The following is a 14,422-nucleotide window of genomic DNA, read 5'->3' as shown; positions in this document are numbered from 1 at the left end:
CTTCTTCGTTGTCCGGACGCCCGTTCCGGCCCTCTCAGGTGCCGGTGGTGATCCGTACGGTCCAGGCGCCCGACGGCGTCCGGTCGGCGACCTCGATCGTGGTGTGCCCGCCGGGCACCGAGTAGGTCTCCCCGACCCGGAGCGGGGCGTCGGCGAGCGGTGGGTAGACGGAGCGGTCCCAGCAGGCGTCGGTGCCGGGGTGGGTGTCGAGGACGTCGACCGGGCCGCCGCCGGAGGGGGTCTCGTTGCGGATCCGGTAGAGCAGCACGCCCTCGGAGCACGTGGTGGCGTCGTTGCCGATGGCACTGCGGGCCTCGATGCCAACGGCGCTGCCCTCGCCGGTCCGGATCACGGCGAGCCGGGTGCCCATGGAGGCGCCCCGCACGGGCACGGCGGCCGTCGGTTCCAGGGTGAGCACCCGGCTGCTCTGGACGCACACCACCTGCCGGTCGTCGAGCCATCCCAGCTTCCACTTGTGCCAGCCGAAGAGGTCGGGGGCGAGGCCGAACTGGCTGCCCATGACGTCCCAGTCGCCGACGTAGGTGTCCCAGTCGCCCTTGCCGTCCGAGGGACGGTGATAGAGGTCGGGCAGGTCGAAGACGTGGCCGGTCTCGTGGGCGAGGACGTTGTGGTCCGGCGGGTGGTGTTCGAAGACGGTGACCACGCGCCGGATGTCCTTGCCGTCGGCGCGCAGCGGCCGGTCGAAGTTGACGACCTTGGTGGCGTCGGAGTCGACGCCGGGGGCGTCCGGGTCCGCCACGAGATAGACGAGGTCGTACCGGGAGAAGTCGACCCGCCGGTCGGCGGCGTCGATCGCGTCGCGGAGGTAGGCGCTGCGCCGGTCGTCGGCCCAGTCGCGCTGTATGCCGTACGCGGACGAGGGCCTGGGCATCCGGATCCACTGGCGCTGGGGGTGCGGGCGCAGGGTGAACGTGCCGTACGAGGCGCGCTGGAAGAAGCGGGTGGTGGCGGGGAAGTAGTCGGCGGCGAGTTCGGCGGGGGTGGTGACGGGGCGGGAGTCGGGGAACGAGAGGAAGACCATGACCGCGTCGAGGGCGTGGTCGGGGCGCGGGTAGGCGCCGTTCCAGTCGTCGAGGCCGAGGGAGTGGTGGGCGTCGGTGCGGGGCAGGGCGCATGCCTCGGCCGCGCCGGTGGCGGCGGAGGCGGGGCCGGCCACGAGGGAGGTGGCGGCGACCGCGAGGAGGGAGATCAGCCCGGCGGCGACCGCGCGCGGAGTGGGCCTCTCCAGCCTTCGGGGCCCGTGCTGACGCGGCACATCTACCTCCGGTGCGGGTGCGGACTCCAGCGGCCTGGTCACCACCTTGGGGCGGTTCGGGAGGTACGTCCTGTTGGGCTGCCCCACTCGGGTCAGCCACTGGAGCACCTCCCATGATCACGTAAAGTCACAATCGATCACTGGAGCAACGCGGAAGAACAGAGCGAGACAGAAAGAGTCAGTCATGGGCAAAGCGGATTGGCGCTGCCGGGAGCCGCGCACCGGGGAGGCGGCCCCCGGGGGCCGGAGCGCTGGAACGGCCGAGGTGCCAGCCTCTATGCTTCACCTCGCTTTCCCGCGCGGTCAGCGCCCCTGACGACGGCGTTCCGCGCGGCGGGCCGGTCCGGCCGGAGGCGTCCGGGACAGAACTGCACGGCGGGAGCGAACGGTGAGCGGAACCTCCGAGGGGCCCAGGCCCCCGGCAGGCACGACCCCCACACCACCGCCCCGAACACTCACGGAGCGTGACGAAGCGTGGCGGTGCGCCGGGACGGCCGCCGAGGCGCACGACTACCGGGCGGCCTTCCGGGTCGCCACGCTCCCCATGGCCGTCGTGGACCACGAGGGGCTGATCGTCACCGCCAACGAGGCGCTGGGCGCCCTGGCCGGGACCGGCGCGGCGGCCCTGACGGCGCAGTCCGCCTCCGACCTGGTCGACCTCGGCGCGGACGGCCGCACCTGGCACGCGTACCGCGAGGTGCTGCACGGCCGCCGCACCCGCTTCCGCTGCACCCGCCGGCTCAAGCACCCCGACGGACGCGCCCTGTGGGCCGAGATCACCGTCGTGCCGATGGCCGCTCCCCCCGACCCGGCGGGCCCCGGCCAGGTCCTGATGTCGGTGGCCGACGTCAGCGAGCGGCGCGAACTGCGCACCCGCCTGCGCCACCTCCAGATGCACGATCCGGTGACCCGGCTGGCCAACCGGACGCTGTTCTTCGAACGGCTCTCGGCGGTCCTGGCCACGGGTCCGCACGGGGACGACACCGGCCGGTCCGGCCGGATCGGCCTCTGCTACCTCGATCTGGACGGCTTCAAGGCGGTCAACGACACTCTGGGCCACCGCACCGGCGACCGGCTGCTGGCCGCCGTGGCCGCCCGGCTCACCGAGTGCGCGGCCCGGGGCGGACCGCAGGCCCTCGGACCGCATCTGGTGGCCCGGCTCGGCGGCGACGAGTTCGCCGTCCTGGTCGAGGACTCGACCGGCACCCCGCAGCTGACCGAACTGGCCCGCACCCTGCTCGGCGCGCTCCAGCAGCCCTTCGACCTGGCCGGCCAGCGGCTCGCGGTCTCCGCCTCGATCGGCGTGGTGGAGCGTCCGGTGGCGGGCACCTCGGCCACCGGCCTGATGCAGGCCGCCGACACCACGCTCTACTGGGCGAAGGCCGACGGCAAGGCCCGCTGGACCCTGTTCGACCCCGAGCGCAACGCCCACCGCATGACCCGCCAGGCGCTCTCCTCCACGCTCCGCCCGGCCGTGGAGCGCGGGGAGTTCACCGTGGAGTACCAGCCGCTGGTGGGCATGGCCGACGGGGTGGTGCGCGGGGTGGAGGCGCTGGTGCGCTGGAACCATCCGCAGTTCGGTCTGCTCGCGCCGAATCGGTTCGTCGCGATCGCCGAGGAGGACGGCTCGATCGTGCAGCTGGGCCGCTGGGTGCTGCGCTCGGCCTGCCGGCAGGCCAGGGCCTGGCAGCTCGCCCACCCGGACGAGCCGCCGCTGTTCATCAGCGTCAACGTCGCCGTACGCCAGGTCTGGGACTCCGACCTGGTCACCGATGTGGCCGAGATCCTCGCCGAGACCGGTCTGGACCCCTCACTGCTCCAACTGGAGCTGACCGAGTCGGCGGTGATGGGATCGGCGGGCCGGCCGCTGCGAGCCCTCCAGTCCCTCAGCGACATGGGGGTGCGGATCGCCATCGACGACTTCGGCACCGGCTACTCCAACCTCGCCTATCTGAGCCGGCTGCCGGTCTCCGCGCTGAAGCTGGACGGCGCCTTCGTCCGGGGCTTCCGCTACGAGGACGGCACGCATCCCACCCCCGCCGACGAGACGATCGTCGAGGCGATGGTGCAGCTCGCCCACCGCCTCGGCCTCACCGTCACCGCGGAGTGCGTGGAGACGGCGGGCCAGGCCGAGCGGCTGCGCCGGATCGGCTGCGACACCGGTCAGGGCTGGCTGTACTCGCGCGCGGTCGCCCCGGAGCGCATCACGGAACTGATCGGCGCGCGGGCCGTGGCCCGGGCCCCGGGCAGCCCGTGACCGCCCCCGGGCCGTCCGTGGACGTGGGCGCTCAGGCCCCCGGCATCCCGTAGGCGTCCGCGATCAGCCCGTAGCTGCGCAGCCGGGCCTCGCCGCCGTGCGCGTTGGCGGTGATCATCAGCTCCTGGGCGCCGGTCCGCTTGACCAGGTCGTCGAGGCCGGTGCGGACCTCGTCCGGGGTGCCGTGGACGATGTTGACGAGCCAGCTGTCGACGAACTCGCGCTCCATCGGGGAGAAGGCGTACGCCTCCGCCTCCTCGGGCGTCGGGACCAGGCCCGGCCGGCCGGAGCGCAGCCGGAGCATCGACAGGGCGCCGGTCAGCACCTCGCGGCGGGCCTCGGCCTCGTCCTCGGCGGCCAGGGCGGCGACCCCGATCAGGGCGTACGGCTCGTCCAGGACGGCCGAGGGCTTGAAGGACTCGCGGTACAGCTCCAGGGCGGGCACGGTGTTCTGCGCCGAGAAGTGGTGGGCGAACGCGAAGGGCAGCCCGAGCAGTCCGGCCAGCCGGGCGCTGAAGCCGGAGGAGCCGAGCAGCCAGAGCGGCGGCCGGGCGGGCGACTGGACGCCGCCGTCGGCGGTGGCCTGGACGGGGCCGGGGACCGCGTGGATCCGGGCGTAGGGGTGGCCGTCGGGGAAGTCGTCGTCGAGGAACCGGGTCAGCTCCATGAGCTGCTGCGGGAAGTCGTCCGCGCCCTCGTTCAGCCGGTCGGTGCGGCGCAGGGCGGCGGCCGTGGCGCCGTCGGTGCCGGGCGCGCGCCCGAGGCCGAGGTCGATGCGGCCGGGGGCCATGGCCTCCAGCGTGCCGAACTGCTCGGCGATGACGAGCGGGGCGTGGTTGGGCAGCATGACGCCGCCGGAGCCGAGCCGGATGCGCTCGGTGCGGGCGGCGGTGTGGGCGAGGATCACGGCCGGCGAGGAGGAAGCGACCCCGGGCATGGAGTGGTGCTCGGCGACCCAGTAGCGGTGGTAGCCGCGGCGCTCGGCGAGCTGGGCGATCTCCACCCCGGTGCGCAGGGCCTGGCTCGCGGTGCGGCCCTTCCCGACCGTCACCAGGTCCAGTACGGACAGGGGTACGGGCGCCGTCCCCCGCGCCTCGCCACGGATCTCGTCGCCTCGGGTCTCGTCCACGTCCTGGCCTCTCCGGTGGTGCTCGCGTCGTTGCTTCGGGTCCGGAGAAGCCCAACAGGAGGATGACTCCGTTTATTCCGGGAGCGGTTCTCGTTCCGGGAGCGGTCCCCGGGCCGAGCCGTCGCGGGTCAGGGCCGCCGGGTGTGCGCGTACGCCCGTCGGCGGGTGGGGGTCACCGGGGCCGGGGCGGCCTCGCGGCCCGCGAACAGGGCGCCGAGCCGGGGCGCCCAGGCGGGGCGGTCGGCCAGCCGCAGGGCCTCCCGGGCCGCGACCTGGTTGGCCGTGAGGACCGGTTTGCCCAGGGCCTCCTCCAGCGCGGGGAGCGAGCCGACGGTGTGCAGGGCCGTGTCCGGCAGCAGGACCGCGTCGGCCTCCGGGCGGTCCGCCGCCGCGGCCAGCTCCGCCACCCGCTCCGGGCCCCACCCCGCGACCTCGGCCGCGGACGCCGCGCCCGCCGCGTGCGTGGACACCACCTCCACACCCGCCTCGCCGAGGAAGGCGGTGAAGCCGGCGGCGATGTCCTCGGGGTAGGTGGCGGCGACCGCGACCCGGGCGGCGCCCAGTTTCCGTACGGCGTGGACGAAGCCGATCGGGGTGCTGGAGGCGGGGACGCCCGCCGCGCGGGCCACGGCCATCACCTGGTCGTGCGCGCCCCGCTGCCCGTACAGGAAGCTCCCGGCGTCGCACGCCCAGACGACGGACTGCACCCCGGAGCGCTGGAGCTCCTCGATCCCGGGGAGGAGCAGTTCGGTGGCGCCCAGGGCGCGCAGGGCGTCCTCGCGGTAGGCGTCGTCGGGGCATCCGGTGCGGTGGACGACGAGTCTGATGGTGCTGTCGAGGAGGATCTCCAGGCGCGGGAAGTCGTCCTGCGCGCCCTGGCCCGGGTAGAGGAATCCGACGGTCGTCATGTCCACCCTTTCTGTCCGGTGCGGCACGGTCCGGACGAGACGGGGCGGACCGTGGCCTTCCGGCCGCGTTCCCCGCCTCGGTTCCAGTATTCCTCGCATCCGGCGGGAGGACGCGTCGGTGGGGGTCCCGGCCGGTTGACGGGCCGGAGGGCTGCTGCGAGCGTGGAGGGACCGTCCGTCTCGGCCGACGCCGGAGGAACCGCCCGATGCCGGAGCAGCCCGTCCTGCTCGTCCTGGACGCCGATCCGCCGCCCCGGCTCGGCGCGCTGACGGGCCGGGTGCGGATCCGGCGCACCGACGGGGCGGGGCTGGCGGCTGCGCTCGCGGAGGCCGACGCGCTGCTGGTGTGGGACACCGGCTCGGACGCGGTGCGTGCCGCCTGGCCCGGGTCCGGGCGGCGGCCGACCTGGGTGCATGTGGCGGGCCCCGACGTGGACCGGGTGGTCTGCCCGGAGCTGGCGGCGGGCGGGACGGTGCTGACCCGGGCGCGGGGCGTCTTCGAACGGCCGGTCGCGGAGTACGTGGCCGGGCTGCTGCTGGGCTTCGCCCGGGACACCGCCGGCGCGGGGTGGCGCGCGGCGGGCGCCCCGGCCGCTCCGGGGCGGGAGAGCCGGGGGCGTACGCCGGTGCTGCTGGCCGGTTCGCGCGCGGTGGTGGTCGGGGCCGGGCCGGTCGGGCGCGAGACGGCACGGCTGCTGATGGCACTCGGGGTGAAGGTGGCGCTGGTGGGGCGCACGGCGCGGCGGACGATCCACGGCATGGACGATCTGGACCGGCTGGCCGCCGCCGCTGACCGGGTGGTCGCCGCCCTGCCGCCGACCCCGCTCACCCGCGGCCTGTTCGACCGGCGGTTCTTCGGGCTGATGCAGCCGTCGGCCGTGTTCGTCAACGTGGGCAGCGCGGCCTCGGTGGCCGAGGACGAACTGGCCGCCGCGGTGCGCGACCGGTGGATCGCGGGGGCGGCGCTCGACGGTGCGGCCGGCGCTCCGGCGGACGTGCCGGGGCTGCTCGTGACGCCTCGCCGGGCCGGAGCGGTGGCGGGCCGGCACGACCGGCTGGCCGCGCAGTTCGTCGCGCTGTACGAACGGTGGGCGGACGGCGAGGAGTTGCCGCATCCGGTGGACCCGGCGCTCGGCTACGCACCGGGTCCGTGACCCGGCACCGGACACCCGGGATTCGGACACGGGAAGGTCACCCTCCGGCCACCGTTCGATTACATGCGCCGGTTTCCCGCATAGACGTACGGGATCGGGCAGGCGCCAAGCCTGTCCGGACTGTGCGACCCCGTCAGGAGATTGCGAACATGGCTGACTTCCCGAACCTGTCCCGCCGGGGCTTTCTCAATCGAACGGCCGCCGTGGGAGGTCTGCTCGTCGTCCCCGGGCTGCTCACCGCGTGCAGCAAGACCGACTCCGGCTCGGCGGACGGGAAGGGAGCCCTCGACACGCTCCGCGACCAGGGCTATGTCCGGGTCGCGTACGCCAACGAGGCGCCGTACGGCTACATGGAGGGCAAGGAGCTCAAGGGCGAGGCGCCCGCACTGCACCGGGAGATCTTCAAGGCGCTCGGTGTCGACGAGCTGAAGCCGACGCTCTCGGACTGGGACGGGCTGATCCCGGGGCTCCAGGCCGGGAAGTACGACGTGGTCAGCGCCGGCATGGCCATCACGCCCGAGCGGTGCGCCAACGCCCTTTTCTCCGAGCCGGAGTTCATCTCGCCGACCGCGATGATGGTGAAGAAGGGCAACCCGAGGAAGATCACCGACCTGGCCTCCGCGAAGGCCGCCGGGATCACCGTCGGCGTCATGGCCGGCGCGGTCGAGGGTTCGTACGCCGAGGGCGCCGGCATCTCCAAGGGGAAGATCAAGACGCTCCAGAAGCCGCAGGACGGAGCCGACGCGGTGAAGGGCGGCCGGGTCGACGCCTTCCTGCTGACCGGCATCTCGCTGCGCTGGCTGGCGAAGACCAACCCGGAGACCGAGGTCACCGAGGCGTTCCTGCCGGAGCTGGACGGGGTCAAGCAGTACAGCCCCGGCGGCGCGGTCTTCCGCAAGGGCAACGAGGAGCTGCGGGACGCCTTCAACCGCGAGCTGAAGAAGATCGTCGCGGACAGGTCGCGCTATGTGCAGCTGCTCCAGGAGTACGGCTTCGGGGCCACCGAACTCCCGCCGGCCACCCTGAAGACGGCCGACCTCTGCAAGGGCTGACGGGGACGGTACCCACCGCATGAGTGATTTCTTCTCCGCCCTCGCCGACGATCTGCCCCAACTGCGCTCGGGCCTGTGGGTGACCCTGGAGGCCACCGTCCTGGGCGCCCTGACGGCCCTGGTGCTCGCCTTCGCGCTCGGCCTGATGTCGGTCAGCGGGCTGCTCGTGGTGCGCGGCGTCTCCCGCGTGGTCGTGGAGTTCTTCCGCGGCACCTCGCTGTACGTCCAGCTGTTCTGGCTCTACTACGCGATGCCGCTGCTGACGGGGTACGAGCTGACGCCGCTGCTCTGCGGGGTCGTCGCCTTCGGGCTCAACTACGGGGCGTACGGCGCCGAGGTGGTGCGCGGCGCGATCAATTCCGTACCGCGCGCGCAGTACGAGGCGGCGGTGGCGCTCAACATGACGCCGCTGCACCGGATGCGCAAGGTGATCCTGCCCCAGGCGTGGGTGCAGATGATCCCGTCCTTCACCAATCTGCTGATCCAGCTGCTGAAGTGCACGCCGCTGCTCTGGCTGATCTCGGCGGCCGACTTGATGACGGCGATCGAGCAGCTGCGCAGCCGTACCGGTGAGACGCTCGCCGCCTACGGGACCCTGCTGGTCTGCTACTTCGTGCTGGCGTACGCGCTGACGCTGCTGATGAACCTGCTGGAGCGGTCGGCCAAGCGGCGGCTCGGCCTGCACACCGGCGGGGCCGGCCTGCTGAAGTCCCGCAGCGCCGTGACCGCCCCGGCCTCCGGAGGTGCCCGGTGAACGAGGGATTCGACTGGGGCGCGGCGCGCGACGCGCTGCCGCTGCTCCTCGACGGCTTCGAGGTCACGCTGCTGGCCACCGTCCTCGGGACGCTGGTCGCCGCGGTGCTCGGGCTCGCGATCGCGGTCGCCGGGCGGGCCCCGACCCGGTTCGTGACGGTGCCGGTGAAGGCGGTGACGGAGTTCGTCCGCTCCACGCCGCTGCTGGTGCAGCTGGTCGGCGCGGCGGCGCTGTTCACGTCGGTGGAGCCGCTGACCGTCGGCATCGTGGTGCTGGGCATCCACTACGCCGCGTACACCTCGGAGGTGTACCGGGCGGGGATCGACGCGGTGCCGCAGGGGCAGTGGGAGGCCTGCCGGGCCCTGTCGCTGCCGGCCCGGCGGACCTGGCAGGCGGTGATCCTGCCGCAGGCGGTGCGCAAGGTGCTGCCCGCGCTCGGGAACTACGCGATCTCGATGTTCAAGGAGACCCCGTTCCTCGCCGTGATCACGGTGCAGGAGATGGTCTTCGAGGCCCGGAAGTACGGCGGCGACCACTTCGCCTACACCGAGGTGTTCACCCTCGCCGGCCTGGTCTTCCTGGTCGCGAGCTACCCCACCTCGCTGCTGATGAGAAAACTGGAGAAGCGCCTTGGCCACTGAGCCCCTCCCCCTGCAGAAGACCGCGGCCACGGCCCCCGAGGACACCGTCGCGGCCCCCGCCCCGGACGCCCCGGCCCCTCCGCTGATCCACTTCGACAAGGTCGTCAAGCGGTACGGCGACCACGTGGTGCTCGACGAGCTGGACTTCACGGTCGAGCGCGGCGAGCACGTCACCCTGATCGGGCCCAGCGGCTCGGGCAAGACCACGATCCTGCGGCTGCTGATGACGCTGGAGAAGGTCAGCGGCGGGGTGATCCGGATCGGCGGCGAACCGCTCTCGCACATGCGGGCCCCGGACGGCTCGCTGAAGCCCGCGTCGGAGAAGCATCTGCGCGAGGCGCGGAAGAAGATCGGCATGGTCTTCCAGCAGTTCAACCTGTTCCCCAACATGAAGGTGCTCCAGAACATCACGGAGGCGCCGGTCAGCGTGCTGGGCATGGACCGGGACCGGGCGGAGGCCCGTGCCCGGGAGCTGCTGGACCTGGTCGGCCTGTCCGGGAAGACGGACGCGCACCCCTCGCAGCTCTCCGGCGGCCAGCAGCAGCGGGTGGCGATCGCCCGCGCGCTGGCGATGGAGCCGGAGATCCTGCTCCTGGACGAGGTGACCTCCGCGCTCGACCCGGAGCTGGTGGCCGGGGTGCTGGAGCTGCTGGGCGACATCGCACGGAACACCGACATCACGATGGTCTGTGTGACCCACGAGATGAACTTCGCCCGCGACGTCTCGAAGAAGGTCCTGATGTTCGACGCGGGACGCGTCGTGGAGTCGGGCCCGCCGGAAAAAATCTTCACCGATCCGTCGCACGAACGCACGCGCGAATTCCTCAACGCGGTGCTGTGACCTCGGCATCCACCGCCCGCCGATGACTCTGGCATATGCCAGACGGGTGCGCCCCAGCCAGTGGCCCCGGGGCGCCCCGATCAGTCGCCAACACCCGCCTCGAAACGGCCTCTTGGCGGCTATCGTGGTGGCAGAGCTTGCGGTCACAACCTGGTAGGGGGACACCGTGGCGTTGAAGCCCGAACCGACCGCACCGTTCCATTCGGTGCAGTACGCCCTGCGCGTTCTCGAAGCGGTCTCCCAGCACGGCAACGGGGTCACGGACACCCAGATCGCCCGCGAGACCGGTCTGCCGACCGGCCACCTCGCCTCACTGCTCCTGACCCTGCGCCGCGAGGGATACGTCGAGCAGATCACCGACGGCGCCTACGTCATCGGCGCCTCGCTGCTGCTCCTGGGTTCCGGTGCCGCCCGTCGGCAGGCCCTGGAGGCCAGACTCCAGCAGACCCTCGCCCAGCTGCGCGACTCGGTGGGCGCCGCCGTCTACATCAGCCGGTACGTGGACGGCGAGATCCGCGTCACGCAGTACGCCGACGGCCCGCGCACCCCCGCGGTCAACGAGTGGGTCGACTTCCGCTCCACGGGCCACGCCTCGGCCATCGGCAAGTGCCTGCTGACCCAGCTGGACCAGAACGGGCGGCGCGACCACCTCGCGCGGCACAAGATAGCCCGCCTGACCTCCCGGACCATCACCAGCGAGAAGGTCCTCTTCTCCAAGCTCGACGCCCAGCCGGCCACGGTGCCGGTGCTCGACCTCCAGGAGTACGCGGTGGGCACCGTCTGCGCCGCGGTGCCGCTGACGGCGGGATCGTCGGCCGGCTGCCTCGCGCTCTCCCTCCCGGTCGAGCACGCCCACCGCCTCCGCGCCGCGGCCGACACCCTCAACCGCAGCGCGGCCCCGGTCCTGCTCTCGCTCGCCCTGTAGCCCCCGTCCCGGGGGCCCACGGGCACGTGTCATCAGCACCCCTCGGGACCAGGTATTATTTTCGAGTCAGCAGGCGCCGCTAGCTCAGTTGGTTAGAGCAGCTGACTCTTAATCAGCGGGTCCGGGGTTCGAGTCCCTGGCGGCGCACAGACAGCACACGAGGCGGTCTCCGTTCAACGGAGACCGCCTCGTGTGTTGTGCGCTGCCCGGCGACATGTACGGGCGTTTTACACACTCGTACTAGACGCCTGTTTTAAACAGCCGTATATTCCCTGTCATGACGAAGCCTTCGAGCACCACCGCCAGCCCCGGCGTACGCGCCGGACGTCGGGAGTGGACCGCGTTCGTGGTTCTGCTCCTCCCCCTCCTGCTCGTCTCGATGGACGTCTCCGTCCTGTTCTTCGCGATCCCGTCGATCGACCGGGACCTCGCGCCGAGCGCCACCCAGCAGCTGTGGATCTTCGATGTGTACGCGTTCGCGCTGGCGGGTCTGCTGATCACGATGGGGTCGCTCGGGGACCGGATCGGGCGGCGGAAGCTGCTGATGATCGGGGCGGCGGCGTTCAGCACCGCGTCGGTGGGGGCGGCGTACGCGACCAGTCCGGAGATGCTGATCGCGGCGCGTGCGCTGCTCGGGATCGGCGGGGCGACGCTGATGCCCTCGACGATGGGGCTGGTGCGGAACATGTTCCGCGACGAGCGGCAGCGGGGGCAGGCGATCGGCATCTGGTCCGGGGCGATGGCGGGCGGGGTGGCGCTGGGATCGGTGCTCAGCGGGGTGATGCTGGAGCACTTCTGGTGGGGTTCGGTCTTCCTGGTCAATGTGCCCGCGATGGTGCTGCTGCTGATCCTGGCGCCGGTTCTGGTGCCCGAGTTCAAGGACCCGGAGCCGGGCCGGTTCGACTTCCTGAGCGTGCCGCTGTCGATGGGGTCCGTGCTGCCGGTCGTCTACGGGATCAAGGAGACCGCCGCCGACGGGGTCGAGGCGCGCAATCTGCTGATCGTGGCCGCCGGGCTCCTCGTGGGGTGGGTCTTCGTCCGCCGTCAGCGCGCCCGTTCCGACGCGATGATCAGCCGTGAGCTGTTCCGCGACCGGAACTTCTCCACCGGGATCGGGCTGAACGCGCTGGCCGCGTTCGCCATGATGGGCTCGTCCTTCTTCACCACCCAGTACCTCCAGTCGGTGCTCGGCATGAGCACGATGGAGGCCGCGCTCTGGTCGCTGGCCCCGTCGCTCGCGGTGGGCGCCGCCGCCCCGGCCGCCACCGCGATCGCCCAGCGCACCGACCGGGCCCGGGTGATCTGCGCCGGGTTCGTCATCGCGGCCGCCGGCTTCGGCGTCCTCGCCCTGGCCAGCACCGACTCGCTCGCGGTGCTGCTGATCGCCGCCGCCGTGATGAGCTGCGGGATCGTCACCGTGATGGCGCTGGTCTCGGATCTGGCCATGTCGACCAGCCCGGAGGAGAAGGCCGGATCGGCGGCCTCGCTGCTGGAGACCGGTCAGGAGTTCGGCGGAGCGATGGGCATGGCGCTGCTGGGCGCGGTGGCCACCGCCGTCTACACCGCCGACATGCCGTCCTCGGCACCCGAGGCGGCCCGCAAGACCCTGCCGGGCGCCCTGTCCACGGGGGACGGTGCGCTGATCGCGATCGGCCGGGACGCCTTCGTGCACAGCATGCAGTACGCGGCGGTGGCCGGCGCGGTGCTCCTGCTGCTCGGGGCGGTGCTGGCGGCGACCCGGCTGCGGCGGACGGGCGCGGCCCGCCCGGAGGCCGCGCGGCAGGACGCCTCGCGGTCGGCCGCCGTCTCACACGCCGTGTGACGACAGCAGACGGTGGCGGCCGTGCTCCTCGTACGCCCGTACCAGCCCGGCGAGGTCCTCCTCGCCGAACGGCCGGTACGGGCCGTCGCCGTTCCACCACAGCCGTCCGCCGGACCAGAAGCCCTCGCGGCGCAGCCCCACCCGGTGCACCTTGTTCGTCGCGGTGACCGGCATCGCGTCCACGACGCGCACGAAGCGGGGCGCCATCTTCGTCCCCAGATCGGGCTGGGCGCGCAGGAAGGCGGCGAAGGCCCCGGGGTCGAACTCCGCCCCCTCGCGCAGCGCCAGCGCCGCCATCACCTGGTCCCCCGCGACCGGGTCGGGCACGGCGTAGACGGCGACGGCGGCGGCGTCCGCCCAGCGGGCCAGGATGTTCTCGATCATCGCGGCGGCCAGGTTCTCGCTGTCGACGCGCAGCCGGTCCTCGGTGCGGCCGGCGAAGTAGAGGAAGCCGTCGGCGTCGCGGAAGAAGAGGTCCCCGGTCCAGTACCAGCCGCCGCGCATCCGGGCCGCGTCCGCCTCCGGATTGCGCCAGTAGCCCTCGAAGGGCGTACGGCCCCGGTTGACCAGCTCGCCTATCGCGGCGTCCCCGTTGAGCAGCCGGCCGTCGGCGTCGAGGACCGCGGCGACCCGCTCGCGGCCCGTCTCGGGGTCGACCACCGCGAGATCGTCGCGGTCGGAGGCCCGGCCGATCGCCCCCGGCGGGGTGTCCGGGGTCCGTTGGATCGCCGCCCCGCCCTCCGAGGAGCCGTACCCCTCGACCAGCCGCACCCCGAAGCGCTCCCGGAAGCGGGCCGCGTCCACCGCGCCCGCCTCCGTGCCGAAGCCGAGGCGCAGGGTGTGGTCCCGGTCGTCGGGGCGTTCGGGGGTGGCCAGCAGGTACTGCACGGCACGGCCGACATAGGTGAAGTAGGTGGCGCCGTACGCGCGGACGTCGGGGAGGAAGCCGGAGGCGGAGAAGCGGCGGCGCAGGGCGACGGCGGCCCCGGCGGTCAGCGCGGGCGCCCAGTCGGCGATGACGGCATTGCCGTGGAACATCGGCATGCAGAGGTAGTGGACGTCCTCGCGGCGGACCCCGAAGTGGTCGACGAGCGACTGCCCGGCCGCCGCCAGCCGGCCCTGGGTGCAGAGGGCGGCCTTGGGCGCGCCGGTGGAGCCCGAGGTGAAGTAGAGGAGCATCCGGGTGTCCGGTGCGGGGGTCCGCAGGACCGTGTCACCGGGGCGCGCGCCCGCGTACGGGGCGAGCAGTCCGGCGTACGCCTCGGTGTCGGTGACCAGCACCCGTACGCCGGGCAGCGGCAGTCCGTCGAGCAGCGGCAGATGGGCGCGCTCGGTGACCAGCACCCGGCATGCGGTGTGCGTGATGTCGCGGGCCAGCTCGGCGCCGCGCCGGGTCGGGTTGATGCCGGCGACGGCGGCCCCGGCCAGGGCCGCCGCGCTCAGCCACAGCGGAAATTCGGGGGTGTTGTCGAGCAGCACCCCGAGGTGCGGTTCGCCGCCCGGAGGCAGCAGATCCGCCAGGAGCGCGGCCCGTGCGGCAGCGCCCGAGGCGACCTGGTGCTGGGTGAGGACGAGGTCCTCATATCTCAGACCGGGCCGGTGGTCGCCCCATTGGCGCTGTACGAGCTCCGCGACGGTGCCTGCGCTCCCCATGGCGCCGCAC

General features: G+C 72.9%; 12 protein-coding genes and 1 tRNA gene. 9 read left to right on the top strand and 4 right to left on the bottom strand.

The window, feature by feature from the left end:
* Positions 1–34: 34 nt before the first annotated feature.
* Complete coding sequence (locus ACWCXC_RS12405; protein WP_450888619.1) at positions 35–1,249, bottom strand: M6 family metalloprotease domain-containing protein; 1,215 nt, start codon at positions 1,247–1,249, stop codon at positions 35–37.
* Positions 1,250–1,664: 415 nt separating this feature from the next.
* Here ACWCXC_RS12405 and ACWCXC_RS12400 point away from each other — a divergent pair, with 415 nt between their 5' ends.
* Positions 1,665–3,533: a putative bifunctional diguanylate cyclase/phosphodiesterase gene (locus ACWCXC_RS12400; RefSeq protein WP_450888488.1), complete on the top strand. Its 1,869-nt coding sequence runs from the start codon at positions 1,665–1,667 to the stop codon at positions 3,531–3,533.
* Between the two features lie 31 nt (positions 3,534–3,564).
* On the opposite strand, the gene ACWCXC_RS12395 is transcribed toward ACWCXC_RS12400, so the two are convergent.
* Both ACWCXC_RS12395 and ACWCXC_RS12390 read right to left on the bottom strand, forming a co-directional pair.
* Complete coding sequence (locus tag ACWCXC_RS12395; protein ID WP_450888486.1) at positions 3,565–4,662, bottom strand: LLM class flavin-dependent oxidoreductase; 1,098 nt, start codon at positions 4,660–4,662, stop codon at positions 3,565–3,567.
* Between the two features lie 128 nt (positions 4,663–4,790).
* The gene (locus ACWCXC_RS12390; protein WP_450680626.1) at positions 4,791–5,570 is read right to left on the bottom strand and encodes a maleate cis-trans isomerase family protein; all 780 of its coding nucleotides are present in this window, start codon (positions 5,568–5,570) and stop codon (positions 4,791–4,793) included.
* A 206-nt stretch (positions 5,571–5,776) separates the two neighbouring features.
* Between ACWCXC_RS12390 and ACWCXC_RS12385 the strand changes: the two genes are divergently transcribed.
* The 8 genes from ACWCXC_RS12385 to ACWCXC_RS12350 all read left to right on the top strand — a co-directional run bounded on the left by ACWCXC_RS12385 (position 5,777) and on the right by ACWCXC_RS12350 (position 12,759).
* Positions 5,777–6,724 (top strand): NAD(P)-dependent oxidoreductase, encoded by a 948-nt coding sequence (locus tag ACWCXC_RS12385; RefSeq protein ID WP_450888484.1) that lies wholly within the window; start codon positions 5,777–5,779, stop codon positions 6,722–6,724.
* Positions 6,725–6,873: 149 nt separating this feature from the next.
* Complete coding sequence (gene ehuB / locus ACWCXC_RS12380; protein ID WP_450680628.1) at positions 6,874–7,776, top strand: ectoine/hydroxyectoine ABC transporter substrate-binding protein EhuB; 903 nt, start codon at positions 6,874–6,876, stop codon at positions 7,774–7,776.
* 19 nt (positions 7,777–7,795) lie between these two features.
* Positions 7,796–8,530: an ectoine/hydroxyectoine ABC transporter permease subunit EhuC gene (gene ehuC, locus ACWCXC_RS12375; RefSeq protein ID WP_450680629.1), complete on the top strand. Its 735-nt coding sequence runs from the start codon at positions 7,796–7,798 to the stop codon at positions 8,528–8,530.
* On the top strand, positions 8,527–9,171 hold the full coding sequence (gene ehuD, locus ACWCXC_RS12370; RefSeq protein ID WP_450680630.1) for an ectoine/hydroxyectoine ABC transporter permease subunit EhuD: 645 nt from the start codon (positions 8,527–8,529) through the stop codon (positions 9,169–9,171). The genes ehuC and ehuD overlap by 4 nt, the downstream gene beginning before the upstream one ends.
* Positions 9,161–10,012 carry an ectoine/hydroxyectoine ABC transporter ATP-binding protein EhuA gene (gene ehuA / locus ACWCXC_RS12365; protein WP_450888481.1) on the top strand — a complete coding sequence of 284 codons (852 nt, stop codon included), beginning with the start codon at positions 9,161–9,163 and terminating at the stop codon, positions 10,010–10,012. Before ehuD ends, ehuA begins: the two co-directional genes overlap by 11 nt.
* A 166-nt stretch (positions 10,013–10,178) precedes the next feature.
* A complete protein-coding gene (locus tag ACWCXC_RS12360) occupies positions 10,179–10,937 on the top strand; it encodes an IclR family transcriptional regulator (protein WP_450680632.1) in 759 nt (252 codons plus the stop codon).
* A 73-nt stretch (positions 10,938–11,010) separates the two neighbouring features.
* A tRNA-Lys gene (locus ACWCXC_RS12355) sits at positions 11,011–11,084 on the top strand.
* 130 nt (positions 11,085–11,214) lie between these two features.
* Positions 11,215–12,759, top strand: coding sequence for an MFS transporter (locus ACWCXC_RS12350; RefSeq protein ID WP_450888479.1), 1,545 nt, complete (start codon positions 11,215–11,217; stop codon positions 12,757–12,759).
* Here the strand turns inward: ACWCXC_RS12350 and ACWCXC_RS12345 are convergent.
* Entirely contained in the window at positions 12,745–14,412 is a 1,668-nt protein-coding gene (locus tag ACWCXC_RS12345; protein ID WP_450680634.1) for an AMP-binding protein, read from the bottom strand. The genes ACWCXC_RS12350 and ACWCXC_RS12345 overlap by 15 nt on opposite strands.
* Positions 14,413–14,422 lie beyond the last annotated feature (10 nt).

This window comes from Streptomyces sp. NPDC001515, assembly GCF_053597115.1.
This window is presented reverse-complemented; position numbering and strand designations above follow the sequence as displayed.